This is a genomic window from Selenomonas sputigena ATCC 35185 (assembly GCF_000208405.1).
GTDB classification, from domain to species: Bacteria; Bacillota; Negativicutes; order Selenomonadales; family Selenomonadaceae; genus Selenomonas; species Selenomonas sputigena.
This window is the reverse complement of record NC_015437.1, coordinates 1,589,883-1,610,709: the sequence shown is the minus strand read 5'-3', so window position 1 is coordinate 1,610,709 and position 20,827 is coordinate 1,589,883. Positions and strand designations below refer to the sequence as shown.

The window sequence follows — 20,827 nt, the reverse complement described above, 5'->3', positions numbered from 1 at the left end:
GGGGCGTATACGAGAAGCCGGGCGGGAGTCTTCCCCGTCCGGCTTCTTTGCGGGAAGGGGGAGAGCCATGATTTTGAATACGGGAAGCCGCACGGACATCCCTGCCTTTTATGCCGAGTGGTTCGTGCGGCGCCTGCGCGAAGGATTCGTCATGGCGCGAAGCCCCTATGATCCGCAGCGTATCACGCGCTATGTTCTCGATCCCGCCGTCGTTGATCTCATCGTTTTCTGCACGAAGAATCCCGCGCCGCTTCTCGCGTACAAGGACGCACTCGCATCCTTTCGCCAGTTCTGGGGTGTGACGATCACGCCCTACGGAAAGGATGTCGAGCCGGAGACGCCACCCGTCGAGGCGGCGATCGAGAGCCTTGCCGCCTTGTCGCGCATTGTTGGCAGACGCGCCGTGCATTGGCGCTATGATCCCGTATTCATTACAGAGAAGTACACGCTCGACTTTCACAGGCGGGCGTTTCGTCGCATGGCAGAGAAACTGTCGGGAACGACAGAGAACTGTGTCGTGAGCTTCGTCGATCTCTATAAGAAGACGCAGCGCAATTTTCCCTCTTTGCGCGAGGTCAGCGCAGAAGAGCGTCTCGCGCTCGGTGAGACCTTCGCGGCAGTTGGGCGGGAGTTCGGCATCAAGGTGCGCACCTGCCTCGAAGGGGACGATCTCGCGCCCTTCGGCATCGACACGCAGGGCTGCATGACGCAGGCTGTCCTCGAAGAAGCCGTCGGCTGCCGCTTCCATATTCCGCGGACGTCGGCGGCGAGAAAGGGCTGTGCGTGCCTCCTCGGCAACGACATCGGCGTTTACAATACCTGCGCCCACTTCTGCCGCTACTGCTATGCAAACGCGAGCGTCGCCGCCGTCAGAAAGAACCGCACCCGCCACGACCCCGCCTCGCCGCTCCTCGTCGGTCATGCAGAGCCGGGCGACATCGTGCAGGATGCAAGGCAGGTTTCGTATGTGGTGAAGAATGAGCAGCTGGGATTATTCGAGTGAGACGTGCGTTGCATGGGCGAAAGTATGGTATAATCATGGGGAAGGAAGTGAGCGCACGAGGCATGTGTATGGACAAATACGATGAAATTCTCTTGGCATGGCGGAATCTGAATATCAGGAATGTCGCCGAGCTTGAGGCGGCGCTCAATGGCTATGTCGTTCAGTTTGCTTATCATTCGGGGAAAATGGAAAATCCCAATATCACGTACCATGATACGCGCGAGATCTTCGATCACGATGGCGTCACGAATTTTACGGGAGATGTTCGGACGATCTTTGAGATACGCAATGCCAAAGATGCCAGCAATCTTGTTCTGGACGCCTTTGCCCGAAAAACGTCCTTGACGCCGGAGTTCATCTTGGAGCTTCATCACGAACTGACGAAGAATACGTACGATCCGCGCAGATGGCAGGTTGGTGAACGGCCGGGTGCTTTCAAGAAGCATGATTATGTCACGGGGAGATATGAGGTCGGCAGTGCACCGGAAGATGTGCAGACAGAGCTTGCAGATTTGCTTGATGAGATTCATCAGGATACGATTCGCACGAATGAAAATATTTTTACGGCCGCAGCCTACCTTCATGCGAGGTTTGAGAACATCCATCCTTTCGCAGACGGCAACGGTCGTGTCGGTCGACTGGTCATGAATTATTTCCTGCTGCGGAACAATCATCCGCCAATCGTTATTCATGAGGAGGATCGGAAACTCTACTACCAATCTCTCGAAGCCTTTGACGTCAAAGAAGAGATCGCCCCGCTCAAGCTCTTTTTGAAAGCGGAGCTTGTCAAGACATGGGATCGTCCGCGATTTTTGCGCCATGCGCATGTATCACGGTGAATGAGGGGAAAACTAGGGGAACGGGTGCAGAAGAGCAAAGATTTGTCTTTTCCCGTATTCTTCTGCTATAATGATACAGGCACTTCTGGAAGGAGGCAGCTTTTGGAGATTGCATATTTATTGAACAGCGGCTTTGCCGTGCGGCTTTCGCGCACTTTGCTCGTCTTTGACGACTACCTCGATCCCGCACAGGCGGTCGGGAGTCTCTTGACGGGGGCGGAGCACGTGTATTTCTTTGTGTCGCACGCGCATTTCGATCACTTCGACGCGCATATCCTCGACTATGCGTCCTCGGTCACGCGCTACGTCATGGCGGCGGAGATTCGGCGCACGAAGCGCGGCAAGCGGTTTCCCGAGGAAAAGACGGTGTATCTTGAAAACTACAGCTGCTATGAAGAAGAGGGGCTTCGCGTCGATACGTTTGACTCGACGGACACGGGCACATCGTTTCTCGTGGAGGTCGAGGGCAGGCGCATCTTCCATGCGGGGGACTTTAACTGGTGGCATTGGAAGGGCGATACGGAGGAGAACAACAAGTTTGCACGAAACGGCTTCATGAAGCAGATGAAGAAGCTTGACGGACTGACTGCCGACATCGCATTCTTCCCTGTCGATGGGCGGCTTGAGGAGTTCGCCGACATCGGCGCGAAGGAGTTCTGCGCACGCACGAACATCAAGGCGCTCGTGACGATGCACAGCGTCGGCTATCCGGCGTGGCATCCGGCGGCGGACTTCTTCGCCGAGGGGCGTGCCGTGCCGTATTGGACGCCGCTGGATGCGGGGGAGAGGCGGCGCTGGACGGCGGAAGGAGGATTCACACGATGAAGAAGGCTCTCGTTTTTTTGCTGGCGACGTTCGTCCTCTTTACGACGGGCTGCTCGGCAGCAGGCATGAATGACAAGGATAAAGGAGCGAAAAAAATGACAAATCCCATTGCAGTTTTTGAGACGAATCATGGCACGTTTGAAATCGAGCTTTTCGAGGACAAGGCGCCGATCACCGTGAAGAATTTCATCGACCTTGCGGAGAAGGGATTCTACGACGGACTGATCTTCCACCGCGTGATCGACGGCTTCATGATCCAGGGCGGCGATCCGAACGGCATGGGCACGGGCGGTCCCGGCTACACGATTCCTGATGAGTTCCATAAGGATCTGAAGCATGACAGCGAGGGCGTGCTGTCGATGGCGAACGCAGGGCCGAATACGGGCGGCTCGCAGTTCTTCATCACGCTCGCGGCGACGCCGTGGCTCGACGGGCATCATTCGGTCTTTGGCAAGGTCGTCAAGGGCATGGATGTCGTGCGCGAGATCGGCAAGGTTGACACGGATTTCCAAGACAAGCCGCTCGCGAAGGTCGTCATGGAAAAGGTCACGATTCGCCGTGAGGAAAAAGAGTGAGGTGAAGGCGTTCACTTACATCCTCGTCTGTGCAGACGGTACGCTCTACACGGGATGGACGAACGACTTGGAGAAACGCCTTGCCGCGCACAATGCGGGCAGGGGCGCGAAGTATACGAGGAGCCGCCGTCCCGTGCGGCTCTTTTACTATGAGGAGTTCGCGGAAAAGTGCGAGGCGCAGCGCCGCGAGTGCGAGATCAAGCGACTGCCGCGTGAAAAGAAGATCGCGCTTGCCGCGCATTTGCCGCAGGCGGGGCTTGACGTCGCGCTTTCGGCTGAAGCGGGGATTTTTAGCCGCGGCCTTCATTGACAAGGTGCGGCTTGCTACCTATAATGATAGGATATACGGGGCAGTATCAGACGGCGCTTCTTCCTGCGGGATGGCCGGGCACGGAACGTGCCTGGCGAGCCTACTCGCGGAGGAGTGCCAAGTGCCGGGAAAAGGGGAATTTTGATGGCAGAAAAGCGTGTAATGTTGACGGAAGAGGGCTACAAAAAGCTGCAGGAGAAGCTCGACTATTTGAAGAGCGTGCGGCGCATCGAGGTATCGGAGCGACTCAAGGCGGCGATCGCGCTCGGCGATCTCTCGGAAAACTCGGAGTACGACGACGCAAAGAATGAGCAGGCGTTCCTTGAGGGCGAGATTCTCGATCTTGAGGCGAAGATAAGAAACAGCGACATCATCCAGGGCGGCGCATCTTCCGACACCGTGCAGATGGGAAGCACCGTCGTCGTCAAGGACGTTGAGTTCGATGAGCAGGAGACGTATACGCTCGTCGGCTCGGCAGAGGCAGATCCGACGGAGTTCAAGATCTCGAATGAGTCGCCCGTGGGCGCAGCGATTATCGGCAAGAAGGTCGGCGACCGCGTCGACGTTCATGCGCCGGCAGGAATCATTCAGTACGAGGTTGTAGAAATCAAGTAAGCAAGAGATATATGAGTTAGGAGAGGAAATATTGGCTGAGAACAAGCAGCAGGACGCGACGCAGAAGGAAGATCTGAACGATCTTATGCGCGTGCGCCGCGAGAAGATGGAGAAGTTCCGCGAGATGGGCGTTGCGCCCTTTGGGCATCGCTACGAGGTCACGCGCCATGCGGACGAACTGCTCGCAGAATTCGCCTCGCTCGGCGAGGAGGCGGAGAGCGAGACAGAGGTCAGCATCGCCGGGCGTTTGATGGCAATCCGCGGTCATGGCAAGGCGAGCTTCGCCGTGCTCATGGATCTTTCGGGCAAGATTCAGATTTATTTCAAACTTGATGTTCTGGGCGAGGAAAAGTACAAGGAGTTTAAGCTCCTGGACATTGGCGACATCATCGGCGTTCGAGGCGTCGTCTTCCGCACGCGGCGCGGCGAGCTCACGGTGCGCGTCGATGACTTCACGCTTCTCTCTAAGTCGCTGCGCCCGCTTCCCGAAAAGTTTCACGGGCTGAAGGATGTGGAAATGCGCTACCGCCAGCGCTACGTCGATCTCATCATGAATCCTGAGGTCAAGGATACGTTCATCGCGCGCACGAAGATCATCCAGTCGATTCGCCGCTACCTCGACGAGCGCGGCTTCCTCGAAGTGGAGACGCCTGTGATGTCGACGATTGCGGGCGGCGCGGCGGCGCGTCCCTTCGTGACGTATCACAACGCGCTCGACATGAAGCTTTACCTGCGCATTGCGACGGAGCTGAATCTCAAAAGGCTCATCGTCGGCGGCTTGGAGCGCGTCTACGAAATCGGGCGCATTTTCCGCAACGAGGGCATCGACGTGCGCCACAACCCTGAGTTCACATCCATTGAGATTTATCAGGCGTATGCCGACTACAACGATCTCATGGACGTGACGGAGGGGATATGCTGCCAGGCCGCGAAGGACGTGCTCGGTACGACGGCGCTGACCTACGAGGGTACGGAGATCGACCTCTCGAAGATTCGCCGCATCAGCATGAACGACGCCGTGAAAGAAGCGACGGGCAAGGACTTCATGAGCGCCCAAACCGTCGAAGAGGCGCGTGCCATGGCGGATGCGATCGGCGTCGCCTACGAGGAGAAGCACGGCATCGGCGGCATCTTGAATGAGGCGTTCGAGGCGAAGGTCGAAGAGTCCTTGATCCAGCCGACGTTCATCACGGGTCATCCGACGGAGATCTCGCCCTTGGCGAAGCGCAATCCCGAAGATCCGCGCATCACCGATCGCTTCGAGTTCTACGTCTACGGGCGCGAACTTGCGAACGGCTTCACGGAGCTCAACGATCCGATCGATCAGAAGGAGCGCTTCCTTGAGCAGGTGAAGCAGCGCGAAGCTGGCGACGACGAGGCGCACCCGATGGACAGCGACTTCATCACGGCTATGGAATACGGCTTGCCGCCGACGGGCGGCCTCGGCATCGGCATCGATCGTCTCGTGATGCTCCTGACGGACAGCTCGTCGATCCGCGACGTGCTCTTCTTCCCGCACATGCGTCCTGAGGCCGCATCGCGTGCGCAGGAGAGTGCGGCCGAGTAACAGAGCGAAGTGCAGACGTTTTCACAAAGAAAGAAGGCTGATTGCATGAATATGAACGGGGTGCCGGAAGTCTCTTCGCGTCCGCTGAAGATGCGTTCGCAGGCGGAGGTCAAGGCGCAGTACGAGGTGAAGATCAAGAAGTACAACGAGCTGATGCAGGCGCAGGGCGACCACCGCGAGCAGCGCATGGAACTGTATGCGGAGATCAAGCTGCTCGGCTGGGTTCTCGGCAAGAAGGAAAAAGCGGTCATCGACGACCTCGGTTCGCATCACATCAATCGCTGAATGGAAAATATGAGATAAAGCATAAGGGACTGTTGTGCGCAAGACGTGCAGCAGTCCTCTTGTTTTCAAGGTGTTTGCGAAGATTCACAGTGTCCGATTTCGTTTTACTATGAAAGTCCAAGAAGTCAAGCCCGAAGGGCGCAGACTGATTGGGTAACTTTCATTAAGGGCGGCGCACAATGTCCACAAAGTGGACGTTTGTGCGTGTAGTTTACTATGAAAGTCCAAGAAGTCAAGCCCGAAGGGCGCAGACTGATTGGGTAACTTTCATTAAGGGCGGCGCACAATGTCCACAAAGTGGACGTTTGTGCGTGTAGTTTACAATTAACCACAGAAAAATCTTATCTGTCTGCCAAGGAAAAAACTTGACAGGACGCTTCGCCTTGCTTATAATAGCCTAGTCGGGGGAGATCCCCTGCGCATGTCCGTTTTGGAAACGTGCCTTGCAGGAAGGCGGGTGGAGTGATGCTCGAAAGACTCTTTCATCTGGCGGAACTGTTCGACATGTACGGCATGCTGCTCACGGAAAAGCAGCGGCGCTGTCTGGAACTTCATCTCTTCGGCGATTTCTCCCTCGCGGAGGTCGGCGAAGCGGTCGGAGTTTCGCGGCAGGCCGCTTACGATATCATTCATCGATCGGAGCAGGCGCTGGAAGGCTACGAAGAAAAGCTCGGCCTCTTGCGGCGTCTTGCCAAAGAGCACGAGGAACTTGCGGCGATCGGCGAGGCGATTCGCAAGCTGCGCACGGAAGAGAACGATGCCGCCATAGAGGCGGTCTTGCAGCGGATTTCGCGTCTTTTAGGGGCGCAGCGGGAGGTACAGCATGATTTTTGAAAGCTTGGCGGATCGCCTGCAGCAGACGTTTAAAAAGCTGCGCGGACATGGCAAGCTGACGGAGGACGACGTAAACGAGGCGATGCGCGAGGTGCGCATGGCGCTCCTCGAAGCCGACGTCAATTTCAAGGTCGTCAAGGATTTCATCAAGAAGGTGAAGGAGCGCGCCGTCGGGCAGGATGTGCTCGATACCTTGACGCCGGCGCAGGTCGTCATCAAGATTGTCGACGAGGAGCTCACGGAACTCATGGGAGGCACGCAGAGCCGCCTCAATATCTCGTCTGTGCCGCCGACCGTCATCATGATGGCGGGACTTCAGGGCGCAGGCAAGACGACCTCGGCGGGAAAGCTCGGCCTTTCTCTCAAGAAGCAGGGGAAGAAGCCTTTGCTTGTCGCAGCCGATATCTATCGACCTGCGGCCGTCAAGCAGCTCCAGGTGTTGGGCGAGCAGCTTGGCATCCCCGTCTTTTCCATGCCGCAGGGCACGGATGCCGTGACGATTGCCAGAAGTTCGATCGATCATGCGCGTTCGCACATCAACGATGTCGTGATCATTGATACGGCGGGTCGTCTGCACATTGATGAGAAGCTCATGCAGGAGCTTAAGGACATCAAGGCGGACGTCAAGCCGCACGAGATCCTGCTCGTCGTCGATGCCATGACGGGTCAGGATGCCGTGAACGTGGCCGAGAGCTTCAACGAGGGGCTGGGCATCGACGGCGTCGTCTTGACGAAGCTCGACGGCGACGCCCGAGGCGGTGCGGCGCTGTCGGTCAAGGCGGTCACGGGCTGCCCGATCAAGTTCGTCGGCATGGGCGAGAAGCTTGAAGCGCTCGAGCCTTTCCATCCCGATCGCATGGCATCGCGCATCCTCGGCATGGGCGACGTTCTCTCCCTCATCGAGAAGGCACAGTCCACGTTCGATGCGGAAGAAGCCAAGAAGATGGAGAAGAAGCTGCGCAAGGCGGACTTCACGCTCGACGATTTCCTCGCGCAGATGCAGAAGGTACGAAAGCTCGGCTCCTTTGAGCAAATCCTCGGCATGATTCCGGGTATGGGCGGGCTCAAGAAGCAGCTGCAGGGACAGGACATCGACCTCAACGGCAAGGAAGTGCGCCGCATCGAGGCGATCATCAAGTCCATGACGCCGAAGGAACGCGCGGACATCTCCATCATCAACGGCAGCCGCCGCAAGCGCATCGCGCTCGGCAGTGGCACGCGCGTACAGGATGTGAACAAGCTCTTGAAGCAGTTCAACGAAATGAAAAAGATGATGAAGCAGGTCAAGAAGATGCAGGGAGGCAAGAAGGGCAAGGGATTCCCCGGCCTCGGCGGCATGAAGCTGCCGTTCATGCACTGATCGGCTCATGGAAGATTCGTCGGCTGCGATGCGTCGCGGCTGACAAAAAAATTATCCTTTAAAGGAGGTGAAAACATGGCAGTAAAGATTCGTTTGACCCGCATGGGCGCGAAGAAGAACCCGTTCTACCGCATCGTCGTGGCGGATTCCCGCTCGCCGCGCGACGGTCGCTTCATCGAGATTCTCGGCAACTACGACTCCACGAAGGAGCCGGCCGTCATCAATGTCGATGAAGACAAGGCCATCGATTGGATGAGCAAGGGCGCACAGCCGACGGATACCGTCCGCTCCCTTTTCAGCAAGAAGGGCATCATGGCGAAGTTCGATGAGAAGAAGCGCTCGAAGAACTGATCGAGACGAGGCGACGGAGACGGCGTGAAAAGCCGCCTCCCGCAGCTTCTCTTGAGAAAAGAGGATCAGCATGAAGGAAGTCGTTGAAATCATCGCCAAGGCGTTGGTCGATCATCCCGAAGACGTCGTTGTCGACGAAAAACAGGAAGACCGCATGACATTGATCGAGCTTCATGTCGCTTCGGACGATATGGGAAAGGTGATCGGCAAGCAGGGCAGGATTGCGAAGGCGATCCGCACGGTTGCCAAGGCCGCCGGTACCCGCGAGAACAAAAAAGTCAAGGTCGACATCAATTAGTGAACTACGCGGCAGCATTCCCTTCCGGGGGTTCTTGCCGCTATTTCTTTAGGCGCACGGATGAGGTGACGGTGTTGCCTCTATCAGTTGCGCTCGATGAAGGAGAGAGAATATGGACAGCATTCAGGTGAAGGTTCCTTGCACGGTCAAGGCGAAGCTGACAGAAAAGCTCAAGAAGCGCATCATTGACGAGCTGGAAGACAGTCTGCAGAAGGTCGATCTCGAACTGCAGCAGATGGGCATCGAGGAGAAGCGCATCGTCTCTGAGGCGGCACAGCAGGACATCCAGCGTGCGCAGGCGGCGCGTCAGCACTTCGCCATCGAGCGTCAAAAGCGCATGGATTTCAAGGAGCAGGCACAAGCGAAGCTCGAAGAGACGAAGAAGCTCGCCATCGGCGCCGAAATCGTGCAGGGCACGCTGGAGCGCACGGCGGAGCTGAAGATCGGCTCGAACATGCGCGAGCTTATGAACGTCGAAGTCCTCGTCGAGGACGACAAGGTCGTTGCGATCCGTGGCTGACGGGCGCGTCGTCATAGGCAAGGCGGGTGCACCGCACGGCCTTCGGGGCGAAGTGCGCGTGATACCGCTGACGGATTTTCCTGAGCGCTTCGAGTCCCTGCGCGAGGTCTTCATCGGCGAGCGCGTTTTCCACGTCGAACACGTTCACTACCATCGCCAGTTCGTGCTGCTGACGCTCGCTGAATGCACGTCGCGCGAGGCGGCGGCAAAATTGACGGGCGAGCTTCTGCGTGTCGCGCGGGAAGATGCTGCGCCTCTCGCTGAGGGCGAGTTCTACACGTTCGACATCATAGGACTCGCAGTGCTCGATATGGCAGGGGAAAGGCTTGGAGAGGTCACGAACGTCCTCAAGACGGGCAGCAATGACGTCTATGTGGTGAAGAAGACCGACGGCGCGGAATTGCTCGTGCCGGCACTGAAGAAGGTCGTGCGCGAGATCGACATCGCCGGAGGATTTTTGCGTGTCGACTTGCAGGAAGAGTTGGAAGACCGTGCGGATTGACATCGTGACGCTCTTTCCCGCGATGTTTGAGGCGGTGTTCGGTGAGAGCATCATCAAGCGCGCGAGGGAGAAGGGGCTGCTCGACATACGTCTGACGCAGCTGCGGGACTTTGCCTTTGACAAGCACAGGCAGGTCGATGATTCGCCCTTCGGCGGCGGCAGCGGCATGGTCTTGAAGCCTGAGCCGATGTTTCGCGCCGTGCGCTCGATCGTGGCGAACAGTGCTTTGAGGCGGCGGCGCATCGTGCTTCTGTGCCCGAGCGGCGAGACGTTCACCCAGGCGAAGGCGAAGGAACTGGCGAAAGAGGAGCAGCTGATCTTCCTCTCGGGGCATTACGAGGGATTCGATGCACGCATCCATGCGCATCTGGCGGATGAGGCGATCTCCATCGGCGATTTCGTGCTGACGGGCGGCGAACTGCCCGCGATGGTCGTCGTCGACGCCGTGGCGCGCATGATCCCGGGCGTCCTCGGTTCGGAGGAGTCTGCGCCGACGGATTCTTTCTACGATGGCCTCTTGGAGTTCCCGCAGTACACAAGGCCGCGCATCTTCGAGGGAATGGAAGTGCCCGAGGTTCTTCTGTCCGGCGATCATGCGAAGATTCGCGCCTGGCGTCGCGAGGAATCGCTGCGCATCACGCGCGAGAGGCGACCCGAGCTTTTGAAGGGCGCGCAGCTGACGGAGCGAGAGAAAGCCTATTTGGCGAATCTTATGACGCAAGAAGAGAATTGTGAGAAAGATTAGTCGGGGCTAAAGGAAAACTTTGACGGAATATCGTTTTTTTGCTATAATAGTCCTCGTAGGAAAATCGGCTTTTCTGTGAGGTGGCGTCTATTGAGAAAAACGGTGATTTTTTCGACCATCCTTTGCATTTGTCTGCTCTTGTCGAGCGCCGCAGCCTTTGCCGGCGGCTTCCTTGTCAAGGAGGGCATGCGGGGCGACAGCGTGCGTGCCGTGCAGAAGCTGCTGATCGGGCGCGGCTATCTTGCGGAGGGGGAAGACGACGGCGTATGCGGCAAGAAGACGGTGACTGCCATCACGAAGTTCCAGCAGGAGAACGGCTTGGAGGTTGACGGCATCTGCGGACAGATGACGTACAGGGCGCTCTCGGGCGGTGAGGAGCCGCCTGTCATTGCGACTCCTGCAAGCCGCGGCGGCGGTCGTTCGCTGCTCGTGTCGGCGTCGGCATACAGCCGCTTCGATCCAGGTCTTTCAAATCATACGGCAAGCGGAACCTTGGTGAGAAAAGGTGTGATCGCTGTCGATCCTGCGGTCATACCGATGGGCACGCGCGTCTTTATTCCGGGATACGGCGAAGCGGTGGCCGAGGACATCGGCTCGGCGATTCGCGGCAATACGATCGACATCGCCTTTGAGACCGCAGAAGAAGCGATTCAGTTCGGCCGCAAGACCATCGAGATCTTCATCATGGATTGAGAAGGGCGTTTGCTGTTTTTGCAGCATGATGGCGGCAGAGCATCGGAAAGCCAGGCTTTCGGCGCGAAAGATTCGCGCCGGAAGCCTTTTTCTTGTGGGAGGAGAGTATTTTGCGAAGGGCGGAAGTCTTTGTCAATATTCCCGTGAAGAGCATAGCGAAGGCGTACAGCTATGCCGTGCCTGACGAGCTGTCTTTCCTTGCGGCGGGCTGGCGCGTATTTGTGCCTTTCGGCGGGCGCAGGGTCGAGGGCTTCGTCGTCGCTGTTCGGGAGAATGAAGGGGAGCGGACAGACTACGAGCTGAAGCCGATCCTCTCTGTTGTCGACGAAGAGGCATGGTTTACGTCCGAGATGCTGGAAACGGCACGTCGGATCGCGGACTTCTACCTGTGCTCGCCCGCTGAGGCGATGCGGCTCTTCATGCCGGGCAAGAGCGGCTTGAAGATCGAGGTCGAATATGAGGCAAAAGAGGGGGAAGAGCCGCCTTTGACGGGAGCGGCGCAGCAGGTCTTCCGTTCTCTCCGTGAAAATGGCGTCATGCAGCTTTCTGCTTTTCGCAAGGCGCTTCCTGCGCTTGCCGCCGAGATTCCCGCCCTCTTGGAAAAGCTCGTGCAGCAGAAATATGTGCGAAAGCTCTATCGGGCGCAGCAGCGCGACAAGGCGCGTTATGAGAATATCCTGTCGCTCGCGCGTCCGCTCGATGAGGCTGTGCTCGCCCGCTATCGAAGGCGGCGTGCACAGAAGCGTCTGTTGGAGCTTCTTGCCGCAGAGGGGGAAAAGACGGATGCCACCCTGCGCGAGGCAGGATTTTCCGCCGCTGTCCTTCGCGCGGTGCTCGAAGAGGGCGATGTGAAGAGCGAGAAGCGGCGCGCTCTGCGCGACAGCTACGGCGATGTGACGGGCGTCGGGGCGATGGTCGACCTGACGGCGGAGCAGAGGACGGCTGTCGATGCCGTGCTTCCCTACATCGGGCGGCGCGAGCATCGCGGCTTCCTCTTGCAGGGCGTGACGGGAAGCGGCAAGACGCAGGTCTATATCGAGACGGCGGCGGCCGCGCGCAGGGAAGGGCGCAGGGTCATCGTGCTCGTGCCCGAAATCGCCCTGACGAGCCAGATCGTCCTCGCCTTCAAGGGATCTTTTCCCGAGGACATCGTCGTCATGCACAGCCAGCTTTCTCTTGCCGAGCGAAACGACGCGATCTTCCGCGTGCGGCGCGGGGAGGCGGGCATCGTCATCGGTGCACGCTCGGCGCTCTTTACGCCCATCGAGGACGTCGGACTCATCATCCTCGACGAGGAGCAGGATATGTCCTACAAGCAGGACGAGGCGCCGCGCTACCATGCGCGTCCCATCGCCGAGGTCATGGCGAAGCTGCATCGCGCCGTACTGCTTTTGGGCAGCGCTACGCCGTCTCTTGAGACTTCGTACCGCGCGCGCTGCGGCGAGTTTACGCTCCTTTCTATGCCGGAGCGCATCGGTGCGAGACCACTCGCGCATGTCGAATGTGTAGACATGCGCGAGGAACTGCATCGCGGCAATCGCACGATCATCTCCGCACCTCTGCGTCAACTCATCGAGGAAACGATGGCGAAGAAGGAGCAGATGATCCTCATGCTGAACCGCCGCGGCTTCTCGACCTTCGTCATGTGCCGTTCGTGCGGCGCTGTCGTCAAATGTCCTTCCTGCTCGCTGCCGCTCGTCTATCATCGAAGCGGCAAGCTCCTGTGCCATCACTGTGACATCGAGCAGGCCGTGCCGCTCCTGTGCCCCGAATGTTCGAGTCCCTACATCAAATACTTTGGCTCGGGCACGGAAAAGCTGGAAGCGGAACTCAAGGCGCTCGTGCCGACAGCACGCGTCGTGCGCATGGACAGGGATACGACGGCGCGAAAGCTCGCGCACCAAGAAATCCTCACAGCGTTTCGCGAGAAGAGGTACGACATCCTGCTCGGCACGCAGATGGTCGCCAAGGGGCATGACATCCCGGGCGTTACGGCGGTCGGCATCCTCAGCGCCGATGCGAGCCTAAACATGCCTGACTTTCGCGCGGCAGAGCGCTGCTTCATGCTCATCACGCAGACGGCGGGCCGCGCAGGCAGGGGCGAGGCTGCGGGACAAGTCGTCGTGCAGTGCTACAGCCCCGAGCACTATGCGGTGCAGGCGGCGCTCAAGCAGGATTACGAGGCCTTTTACCGCGAGGAGATTGCCATACGCGAGCAGCTCTTTTACCCGCCGTTCAGCCGCCTCGTCAAGCTCATCGTGCAGCATGGGGAAGAGGAGGCGGCGCGTCAGGAAGCGTGCCGCATCCAGGAGAATTTCCTCGTTGCCTTCGCAGGCAGGGAAGGGCAGCAGATCATTGGCCCTGCGCCCGCTCTGATCGCCCAGTTTCGCGGCATCCATCGCTTCGTGCTTCTCATCAAGACGGCGGATCTCGCCGCAGTGAGGGAGTTCCTGCGCGGCGAGGGACTGGATAAGAGGAACGATGTGCTCATCGACGTCGATCCGATCATGACGATGTGAGGTGCATACCGGAGTACAGGAATATGATTTTTTTTGATGGTTCATTGTGGAATTTGTGCCGTCGCTGCTCGTGTCTATTCGCTATAAGCTGCTAAATATACTATGGATATGATCTTGCTTCCATGCTATAATGACTGATGAAGTATTTGCGGCAAAAGGTGAGCGTGAGGAAGACCCATGACTGGTAAGGGGAGCGTATATGTGGAAGAAGATTTTTGGCAAGTCCGCAACACAAAAGAATGAAGTGACTCCCGTCGATATCGAGCGCTCGCGCCTGCCGCGCCATGTTGCCGTCATCATGGACGGCAACGGACGCTGGGCGAAGGGGCAGGGATTCTTGCGCACGGTCGGTCATCGCGCGGGTGTAGATACGCTGCATGATATTTTGGATACAGCGATCGATTTGAAGCTGGAAGTTCTGACGGTCTATGCGTTTTCCACGGAAAACTGGAAGCGGCCGCACGACGAGGTCGACTTCCTCATGCGGCTCTTTTCCGAGTATCTCGATAAGGAAGAAAGGGAGATGCACGAGAAGAATGTGCGCATCCGCTTCATCGGGCGCGTCGATGAATTGACGCCCGAGCTGATTCGGCGCGTGCGCCATGCCGAAGAACTGATGAAGAACAATACGGGCGTGCACTTCTGCGTCGCCGTCAACTACGGCGGGCAGGACGAGATCTGCCGTGCCGTGCAGGGGTTGGCTGGGAAGGTACAGGCGGGGGAACTTTCGCCGGAGGAAATCACGCCGGAGCTTTTTCAGGCATCGCTTGATACGAAGGAATTGCCGCCCGTTGACCTTGTGATCCGCACGAGCGGCGACATGCGTCTGAGCAACTTCCTGTTGTGGCAGGCGGCGTATGCGGAGTTCTGGTTCACGGAAACGAATTGGCCGGATTTCAAGCCTGAATGCTTCATGGAAGCGCTTCGCGACTATGCGAGCCGCGAGCGGCGCTTCGGTGGAATCAAGGAAAAATAAGAGGAAATAAGGGGATCGCCCAACAAAGAGGTGCTTGACTTGCTTACAAGAATTATCACGGGCGTTGTCGGCATAGCGCTCGCAGCCTTCGTCATCATGCAGGGAGGTTGGCTCTATGCCGTTTTTGCCATTGTGCTTTCGTTCGTTGCATGGCACGAGTACGCGTCGGCGTTCGATCATTTGGGAAAGCCTCTCGCGAGACTTGTCGGCTTCATCGCTATCTCGCTCTTCGGCACTGCCGCCTGGCTGTGGGGAAGCGCGTGGCTCGTCGCAATCGCAACGTTTGCTGCGCTCCTCGTTTTTGCCGAGGCTGTCTTTCGCCATGAAACTTTTGCCGTCGATCAGGCGTGCTTTTCCATCGCCGGCATCGTCTACGTCGGCTTCTCTTTCGCGCATCTGATCCTGCTGCGCTTCCTGGCGCAGGATGTTGTTCTCGCAACGCCCGCCGGCGATATGACGCTCGGCTGCGCGTTCCTTTGGATCATGTTCCTCGGCACATGGTCGAGCGATACGTTCGCTTACTTCGCCGGCTCGTTCTTCGGCAGGCGCAAACTGTGCCCCGCCATCAGTCCGAAGAAGACGGTCGAAGGATTTCTTGGCGGCCTTGTCGGCACGACGGCAGTCGTCGCCGCGCTTGGCTGTGCTCTTGGCTTTTCCGTGCCGTTGATGGCGCTGCTCGGCGTGCTTCTTGCGCTCACAGCGACGGTCGGAGATCTCGCTGAATCCGTCATCAAGCGCTATGCGGGCGTCAAGGATTCGGGGCGGCTCATCCCGGGGCACGGCGGCGTCCTTGACCGCTTCGACAGCGTGATGTTCACCGCGCCCTTTGTCTATTATTTTATTCAAGTCTTCGGCTTGGCAGGAGTTTGATGTATGAAGAATATTGCAATCTTGGGTTCTACGGGTTCGATTGGACGCCAGACGGTTGATGTGGCGCTTGCACATCCGGAGCTTTTTAGTGTTTCCGTGCTCGCAGCGAACGCGAGCGACGAATTGTTGGAGAAGCAGATCGAAGCGCTCTCCCCTGAGCTTGCCGTGCTTGCCGACGAGGCGGCGGCGGCGAGGCTCAAGGCGCGGTACGGCGGCAAGACGCGCATAGAAGGCGGCCGCGACGCCTTCATCGAGGCGGCGGCATATCCGGCGGCGGACATCGTCGTCACGAGCATGATGGGGTTTGCGGGGCTTGCACCGACGATGAAGGCGCTCGAAGCGAAGAAGGACATCGCGCTAGCGAACAAGGAGACGCTCGTCGTCGCGGGCGAACTCGTCATGGCGAAGGCGCGTGAGATGGGCGCGGCGATCCTGCCCGTCGACAGCGAGCACTCGGCGCTCTTTCAGTGCCTGCAGGGCGAGGAGGCGAGATGCGTCGAGCGCATCATTCTCACGGCTTCGGGCGGCCCCTTCCGAGGAAAGACGCAGGACACGCTCAAGAAGGCGACGGTCGAGGAGTGCCTTGCGCATCCGACGTGGCAGATGGGGCAGAAGATCACGATCGACTCTGCTACGCTCGTCAATAAGGGGCTTGAGGTCATTGAGGCGCATTGGCTCTACGATGTGTCATACGATGCGATCGAGGTCGTCGTCCATCCTGAGAGCATCATCCATTCGATGGTTGGCTTTACGGATGGCGCCGTCATGGCACAGATCGGACCGGCCGATATGCGCCTGCCGATCCAGTACGCGCTGACGTATCCGAAGCGCCAGTCTTCGTCTTTCGAGCGGCTGGACTTTTCCAAGCTCGCGCATCTTTCTTTTGAAAAGCCCGACACGGCGACGTTTCGCGGACTTCCTCTCGCCTACGAGGCGGGGCGTGCAGGCGGCACGATGCCGTGCATCATGAACGCAGCGAACGAGGTGGCCGTCGCGGCATTTCTGGCGGGGAAAATCCGCTTCCTCGACATCTATGCGATCATCGAGCGCACGATGGAGAAGTGCGGCGTGCAGAAGGCGCCGACGCTGGACGATCTCTTTGCCGCCGATGATGAAGCGCGGCGCGTGGCGCAGGGCTTCCTGCAGAAAATAGGGGGTTGAGATGGTCGTAACGCTTCTAGCATCCATTTTCGTCTTCGGCATCCTCGTCCTCGTGCATGAGGTCGGGCATTTCGTGGCGGCGAAGCTCACGGATATGCGCGTCGACCGCTTCGCGATCGGCTTCGGACCGAGGATCGTCAAGTACACGCACGGCGAGACGGAATACTCGCTGCGTGCGCTTCCGCTGGGCGGCTTCAACGATATCGCGGGCATGGACGCCGCGAACAATACGGCGGGTGAGCGCGGCTATTGCGCGAAGTCGATTCCCGCACGCATGATCGTCATACTTGCCGGCTCTTTCATGAACCTTGTCCTGCCGATCTTCCTTTTCTTCGGCATCTTCTTTTTCGCCGGCGTTTCTACGCCTTCGAGCGAGCCTGTGCTCGGTACGGTGGTCGCGGGGCATCCTGCCGCCAGTGCGGGACTCCTTGCGGGCGACCGCATCGTCGCTATTGAGGGTGCGCCCGTGAACTCGTGGCAGGACATCACGAGCCTCATCAAGGACGCGGACGGCAAGGTTCTGCACGTCGAGTACGAACGTGCGGGCGAGCGTCAGACGACGAGCGTCATTCCTGCCTACAACGCGCAGGAGAAGCGCTCGCTCATCGGCGTCAGTTCGTCCGTCACGACGCGTATGCCGGGCTTCTTCGAAGCCGCCGAGCTTGCCGTCACGCGCACGGGCACGACGCTCATGATGATGCTCTCGATGCTCGGGCAGATGGTCACAGGCGCACAGCAGGCCGATCTCGCGGGGCCCATCGGTGTCGCGCAGATCGCAGGAGAGGCGGCGCAGATCGGCGTCGTGCCGCTTTTGAGTCTCACGGCTCTCTTGAGCCTCAATCTCGCGATCATCAACTTGTTCCCGATTCCGGCGCTCGACGGCGGTCACTTCCTGACGCTCGTCGTCGAGGCCGTGCGCGGCAAGCCCCTTTCGGCGAAGGCGATGCACTACGCGCAGATGTTCGGTGTATCGCTTCTCGTGCTCTTGATGCTCTACGCGACGAAGAATGACATCATGCGCATCTTCGTTGGCGGCTGATATTTTTGTTGAAAAAAGAAGGGTAGACCATGCAGATGAAGATCACGCGGCAGATCCATATCGGCGCAGTCGCCATCGGCGGCGGTGCTCCCGTCTCCGTGCAGTCCATGACGAATACGAAGACGCAGGACGCACAGGCGACGGTTCGCCAGATCGAGGCGCTCGCGGCTGCAGGCTGCGACATCGTGCGCCTCGCCGTGCCCGACAAGGAAGCGGCGGCGAATATCGGCAAGATCAAGGCGCAAACGAAGGTGCCGCTCGTTGCCGACATCCATTTTGACTATCGCTTGGCACTTCAGGCCATCGAGCAGGGCATTGACGCGCTCCGGCTCAATCCCGGCAATATCGGCGGAGCGGAGAACGTGCGCCGCGTCGCTGAGGCGGCAAAGGCTCGCGGCATACCGATCCGCATCGGTGTCAATGCAGGCTCGCTGGACAAGCGCCTTCTGGCAAAGTACGGCGGCATCACGGCGGAAGCTCTCGTAGAATCCGCACTGGAGCATGTGCGCCTGTTGGAGGAGCAGGATTTTCATGATATGAAAATCTCGCTCAAGGCGCATGACGTACCCTTGACGCTCGCGGCATATCGCCTGATGAGCGAGAGATGCGACTATCCTTTGCATCTCGGCATCACGGAGGCGGGCACTGTGCGCTCGGGCATCATCAAATCGGCGGTCGGCATAGGTGCACTTCTCGCTGAAGGAATCGGCGACACCCTGCGCGTATCTTTGACGGGCGACCCTATAGTCGAGGTGCGTGTCGCGCGAGAGATCTTGAAGTCCCTGGGGCTTAGGGATTATGGCCCGACGCTGATCTCCTGTCCGACGTGCGGCAGGACGGCCATCGACCTTCCTTCGATTGCCGAGCGCGTGGAGGAAAGGCTCAGCGGCATCGCGCGGCCCATCCACGTCGCCGTCATGGGCTGCGTCGTCAACGGCCCGGGCGAAGCGCGCGGTGCCGATGTCGGCATCGCGGGGGGCAAGGGCGTCGGTCTTGTCTTCAGAAAGGGCGAGGTCGTGCGACAGGTCAAGGAAGAAGAACTGGTCGAAGAACTGTTCCGCGAGATTGACAGTATCTTGGAGGAAGAGCAGGCTTGAGTAAAAGCGTCCGCTTGCCTTGAGCGGCAAAGCGCTTTCATAGACGGGGATGCGGCGAACGAAGCGCACGCCCTAAGAGGAGGAAGTTTTCATTGCTTACATCGAAGTTATACGCGCCGACGCTGCGCGAGGTGCCTTCCGACGCTGAGATCACGAGCCATCGTCTCATGCTGCGTGCGGGAATGATCCGCAAGGCGGCGGGCGGCGTCTATACGTATCTGCCTCTGGCGTGGCGCACGATAAAGAAGATCGAGCAGATCATCCGCGAGGAGATGGATGCGGCGGGCGGACAGGAGCTGTGCATGCCGATCATGCAGCCGGCGGAGATCTGGCAGGAGTCGGGGCGTTGGAGCGTATTCGGGCAGGAGATGTTCCGCCTGAAGGACTGCCACGGCCGTGAATTCTGTCTCGGCCCGACGCACGAGGAGATGATCACGACGCTCGTGCGCGATGAGGTGCGCTCCTACAAGCAGCTGCCGCTCCTTCTGTATCAGATTCAGAACAAGTATCGCGACGAGATTCGTCCGCGCTTCGGACTCATGCGCAGCCGCGAGTTCATCATGAAGGATCTCTATTCCTTCGATAAGGACGAGGCGGGAGCCGACATTTCCTACAAGAAAATGTACGACGCCTATACGAATGTCTTCACGCGCTGCGGACTGAAGTTCCGCCCCGTCGAGGCGGACGCGGGTGCGATCGGCGGCAATCACACGCACGAGTTCACGGTGCTCGCTGCCGCCGGCGAGTCAGAAATTGCGTGCTGCACGGCGTGCGACTATGCGGCGAACGTGGAAAAGGCAGAGCTTCTTCCCATCGACGCATCCGAAGAAGAGGCGCAGCCTTTGAAGAAGGTCGAGACGCCTGCCTGCAAGACCATCGAGCTTGTTGCCGACTTCCTGCGCGTGCCGCTCGAAAGGACGATCAAGGCGGTCGCCTTCCAAGATGAAAATGATGCCCTCGTGCTCGCTTTCGTGCGCGGCGACCATGAAGTCAACGATGTGAAGCTGCAGAATGCCGTAGGGGCGCTTGAACTGCGCATGGCGGATGAGGCGGCGATTTCGGCAGCGGGCGGTGTCGCGGGCTTCATGAGTCCCATCGGCATCAAGAAGGGCACGAAGATCGTCGTCGACAGCACGGTCATGAAGATGAAGAATGCCGTTGCGGGTGCGAACGAGGTTGACGTGCATTATACGGGTGTGAATCCCGTGCGCGATTTCACGGATGTCCTCACCGCAGATATCCGCTTGATGGCGGCGGGCGATCCTTGCCCGCATTGCGGTGCGCCCGTTGAGATCACGCGAGGCATCGAGGCGGGACAGGTCTTCAAGCTCGGCACGAAGTACAGCGAGGCGCTCGGCGCGACCTTCCTTGATGAGAACGGCAAGGAGAAGGCGCTCTTCATGGGCTGCTACGGCATCGGCGTCGGCAGAACGATGGCGGCGGCCATCGAGCAGCATAACGATGAGCACGGCATCATCTGGCCGCGTGCCATTGCGCCCTACGAGGTCGTCGTCGTTCCCGTCAATGCGAAGGCATCCGAGCAGCTGGCGCTTGCCGAAGAGGTGTATGAGATGCTTCTGGCCGCGGGTGTCGATGCGATTCTTGACGACCGCAAGGATCGCGCGGGCGTGAAGTTCAAAGATGCCGACCTCATCGGCTATCCGCTGCGCATCACGATCGGACCGAAAGCCTTGGAAGAGGGCAAGATCGAGCTGAAGGTGCGCCGCTCGGGCGAGAGCTGCGATTGCACGAAGGCGGAGTGCTTGGCGAAGGTACAGGAGCTTTTGAAAGATCTTTGAGTTTTTAGGAAGCGCAGATGTGTGAAGATGGGCGACTGAATTTA

At 58.8% G+C, this 20,827-nt stretch carries 23 protein-coding genes; all 23 read left to right on the top strand.

The features are described from left to right. Window positions 1-67 precede the first annotated feature (67 nt). The 23 genes from SELSP_RS07355 (at window position 68) to SELSP_RS07245 (ending at window position 20,783) form a co-directional block, all read left to right on the top strand. A complete protein-coding gene (locus SELSP_RS07355; RefSeq protein WP_006191800.1) occupies window positions 68-1,003 on the top strand; it encodes a DUF1848 domain-containing protein in 936 nt (311 codons plus the stop codon). A 68-nt stretch (window positions 1,004-1,071) separates the two neighbouring features. After that, window positions 1,072-1,842 (top strand): Fic family protein, encoded by a 771-nt coding sequence (locus tag SELSP_RS07350; RefSeq protein ID WP_013740881.1) that lies wholly within the window; start codon window positions 1,072-1,074, stop codon window positions 1,840-1,842. Window positions 1,843-1,944: 102 nt separating this feature from the next. Next, window positions 1,945-2,667, top strand: coding sequence for an MBL fold metallo-hydrolase (locus SELSP_RS07345; RefSeq protein WP_013740880.1), 723 nt, complete (start codon window positions 1,945-1,947; stop codon window positions 2,665-2,667). Further along, complete coding sequence (locus tag SELSP_RS07340; RefSeq protein ID WP_006191808.1) at window positions 2,664-3,242, top strand: peptidylprolyl isomerase; 579 nt, start codon at window positions 2,664-2,666, stop codon at window positions 3,240-3,242. Before SELSP_RS07345 ends, SELSP_RS07340 begins: the two co-directional genes overlap by 4 nt. 1 nt (window position 3,243) lies before the next feature. Beyond that, entirely contained in the window at window positions 3,244-3,552 is a 309-nt protein-coding gene (locus SELSP_RS07335; protein ID WP_211204957.1) for a GIY-YIG nuclease family protein, read from the top strand. Between the two features lie 144 nt (window positions 3,553-3,696). Continuing rightward, a complete protein-coding gene (gene greA, locus SELSP_RS07330; RefSeq protein ID WP_006191814.1) occupies window positions 3,697-4,167 on the top strand; it encodes a transcription elongation factor GreA in 471 nt (156 codons plus the stop codon). A gap of 85 nt (window positions 4,168-4,252) precedes the next feature. Continuing rightward, window positions 4,253-5,734 carry a lysine--tRNA ligase gene (gene lysS / locus SELSP_RS07325; RefSeq protein WP_407635839.1) on the top strand — a complete coding sequence of 494 codons (1,482 nt, stop codon included), beginning with the start codon at window positions 4,253-4,255 and terminating at the stop codon, window positions 5,732-5,734. A gap of 45 nt (window positions 5,735-5,779) precedes the next feature. Beyond that, window positions 5,780-6,019: a hypothetical protein gene (locus SELSP_RS07320; protein ID WP_006191821.1), complete on the top strand. Its 240-nt coding sequence runs from the start codon at window positions 5,780-5,782 to the stop codon at window positions 6,017-6,019. A gap of 465 nt (window positions 6,020-6,484) precedes the next feature. Then, window positions 6,485-6,853 (top strand): YlxM family DNA-binding protein, encoded by a 369-nt coding sequence (ylxM, locus tag SELSP_RS07315; protein WP_006191825.1) that lies wholly within the window; start codon window positions 6,485-6,487, stop codon window positions 6,851-6,853. Further along, entirely contained in the window at window positions 6,843-8,213 is a 1,371-nt protein-coding gene (gene ffh / locus SELSP_RS07310) for a signal recognition particle protein (protein ID WP_006191827.1), read from the top strand. Before ylxM ends, ffh begins: the two co-directional genes overlap by 11 nt. 75 nt (window positions 8,214-8,288) lie before the next feature. Beyond that, window positions 8,289-8,564 carry a 30S ribosomal protein S16 gene (gene rpsP / locus SELSP_RS07305; protein WP_006191829.1) on the top strand — a complete coding sequence of 92 codons (276 nt, stop codon included), beginning with the start codon at window positions 8,289-8,291 and terminating at the stop codon, window positions 8,562-8,564. A gap of 70 nt (window positions 8,565-8,634) precedes the next feature. Further along, window positions 8,635-8,862: a KH domain-containing protein gene (locus SELSP_RS07300; RefSeq protein WP_006191831.1), complete on the top strand. Its 228-nt coding sequence runs from the start codon at window positions 8,635-8,637 to the stop codon at window positions 8,860-8,862. Between the two features lie 112 nt (window positions 8,863-8,974). Beyond that, entirely contained in the window at window positions 8,975-9,382 is a 408-nt protein-coding gene (locus SELSP_RS07295; RefSeq protein WP_006191833.1) for a YlqD family protein, read from the top strand. Further along, window positions 9,375-9,884 (top strand): ribosome maturation factor RimM, encoded by a 510-nt coding sequence (gene rimM, locus SELSP_RS07290; RefSeq protein ID WP_006191835.1) that lies wholly within the window; start codon window positions 9,375-9,377, stop codon window positions 9,882-9,884. Before SELSP_RS07295 ends, rimM begins: the two co-directional genes overlap by 8 nt. After that, complete coding sequence (gene trmD, locus SELSP_RS07285) at window positions 9,874-10,629, top strand: tRNA (guanosine(37)-N1)-methyltransferase TrmD (protein WP_006191837.1); 756 nt, start codon at window positions 9,874-9,876, stop codon at window positions 10,627-10,629. The genes rimM and trmD overlap by 11 nt, the downstream gene beginning before the upstream one ends. A gap of 90 nt (window positions 10,630-10,719) precedes the next feature. Beyond that, window positions 10,720-11,322 carry a 3D domain-containing protein gene (locus SELSP_RS07280; RefSeq protein WP_013740876.1) on the top strand — a complete coding sequence of 201 codons (603 nt, stop codon included), beginning with the start codon at window positions 10,720-10,722 and terminating at the stop codon, window positions 11,320-11,322. 110 nt (window positions 11,323-11,432) lie between these two features. Beyond that, the gene (priA, locus tag SELSP_RS07275) at window positions 11,433-13,841 is read left to right on the top strand and encodes a replication restart helicase PriA (protein ID WP_013740875.1); all 2,409 of its coding nucleotides are present in this window, start codon (window positions 11,433-11,435) and stop codon (window positions 13,839-13,841) included. Window positions 13,842-14,040: 199 nt separating this feature from the next. Further along, window positions 14,041-14,817, top strand: a complete 777-nt coding sequence (locus SELSP_RS07270) for an isoprenyl transferase (RefSeq protein ID WP_006191847.1) — start codon at window positions 14,041-14,043, stop codon at window positions 14,815-14,817. A 39-nt stretch (window positions 14,818-14,856) separates the two neighbouring features. Beyond that, the gene (locus tag SELSP_RS07265; protein ID WP_013740874.1) at window positions 14,857-15,687 is read left to right on the top strand and encodes a phosphatidate cytidylyltransferase; all 831 of its coding nucleotides are present in this window, start codon (window positions 14,857-14,859) and stop codon (window positions 15,685-15,687) included. 3 nt (window positions 15,688-15,690) lie between these two features. Then, complete coding sequence (locus SELSP_RS07260; protein WP_006191851.1) at window positions 15,691-16,848, top strand: 1-deoxy-D-xylulose-5-phosphate reductoisomerase; 1,158 nt, start codon at window positions 15,691-15,693, stop codon at window positions 16,846-16,848. A gap of 1 nt (window position 16,849) precedes the next feature. Further along, window positions 16,850-17,887, top strand: coding sequence for an RIP metalloprotease RseP (gene rseP, locus SELSP_RS07255; RefSeq protein WP_006191854.1), 1,038 nt, complete (start codon window positions 16,850-16,852; stop codon window positions 17,885-17,887). A gap of 29 nt (window positions 17,888-17,916) precedes the next feature. Then, window positions 17,917-18,984 carry a flavodoxin-dependent (E)-4-hydroxy-3-methylbut-2-enyl-diphosphate synthase gene (ispG, locus tag SELSP_RS07250; protein ID WP_006191855.1) on the top strand — a complete coding sequence of 356 codons (1,068 nt, stop codon included), beginning with the start codon at window positions 17,917-17,919 and terminating at the stop codon, window positions 18,982-18,984. A 92-nt stretch (window positions 18,985-19,076) separates the two neighbouring features. Continuing rightward, entirely contained in the window at window positions 19,077-20,783 is a 1,707-nt protein-coding gene (locus tag SELSP_RS07245; protein ID WP_013740873.1) for a proline--tRNA ligase, read from the top strand. Window positions 20,784-20,827: the final 44 nt, after the last annotated feature.

Excerpts from the sequence above, each read along its gene's own strand:
- SELSP_RS07340 (WP_006191808.1), top strand. The coding sequence starts at position 2,664 with ATGAAGAAGGCTCTCGTTTTTTTGCTGGCGACGTTCGTCCTCTTTACG.
- SELSP_RS07295 (WP_006191833.1), top strand. The coding sequence starts at position 8,975 with ATGGACAGCATTCAGGTGAAGGTTCCTTGCACGGTCAAGGCGAAGCTG.
- rpsP (WP_006191829.1), top strand. The coding sequence starts at position 8,289 with ATGGCAGTAAAGATTCGTTTGACCCGCATGGGCGCGAAGAAGAACCCG.
- SELSP_RS07350 (WP_013740881.1), top strand. The coding sequence starts at position 1,072 with ATGGACAAATACGATGAAATTCTCTTGGCATGGCGGAATCTGAATATC.
- ispG (WP_006191855.1), top strand. The coding sequence starts at position 17,917 with ATGCAGATGAAGATCACGCGGCAGATCCATATCGGCGCAGTCGCCATC.
- ffh (WP_006191827.1), top strand. The coding sequence starts at position 6,843 with ATGATTTTTGAAAGCTTGGCGGATCGCCTGCAGCAGACGTTTAAAAAG.
- SELSP_RS07300 (WP_006191831.1), top strand. The coding sequence starts at position 8,635 with ATGAAGGAAGTCGTTGAAATCATCGCCAAGGCGTTGGTCGATCATCCC.
- rseP (WP_006191854.1), top strand. The coding sequence starts at position 16,850 with ATGGTCGTAACGCTTCTAGCATCCATTTTCGTCTTCGGCATCCTCGTC.
- SELSP_RS07260 (WP_006191851.1), top strand. The coding sequence starts at position 15,691 with ATGAAGAATATTGCAATCTTGGGTTCTACGGGTTCGATTGGACGCCAG.
- ylxM (WP_006191825.1), top strand. The coding sequence starts at position 6,485 with ATGCTCGAAAGACTCTTTCATCTGGCGGAACTGTTCGACATGTACGGC.
- SELSP_RS07270 (WP_006191847.1), top strand. The coding sequence starts at position 14,041 with ATGTGGAAGAAGATTTTTGGCAAGTCCGCAACACAAAAGAATGAAGTG.
- lysS (WP_407635839.1), top strand. The coding sequence starts at position 4,253 with ATGCGCGTGCGCCGCGAGAAGATGGAGAAGTTCCGCGAGATGGGCGTT.
- SELSP_RS07320 (WP_006191821.1), top strand. The coding sequence starts at position 5,780 with ATGAATATGAACGGGGTGCCGGAAGTCTCTTCGCGTCCGCTGAAGATG.
- greA (WP_006191814.1), top strand. The coding sequence starts at position 3,697 with ATGGCAGAAAAGCGTGTAATGTTGACGGAAGAGGGCTACAAAAAGCTG.
- SELSP_RS07355 (WP_006191800.1), top strand. The coding sequence starts at position 68 with ATGATTTTGAATACGGGAAGCCGCACGGACATCCCTGCCTTTTATGCC.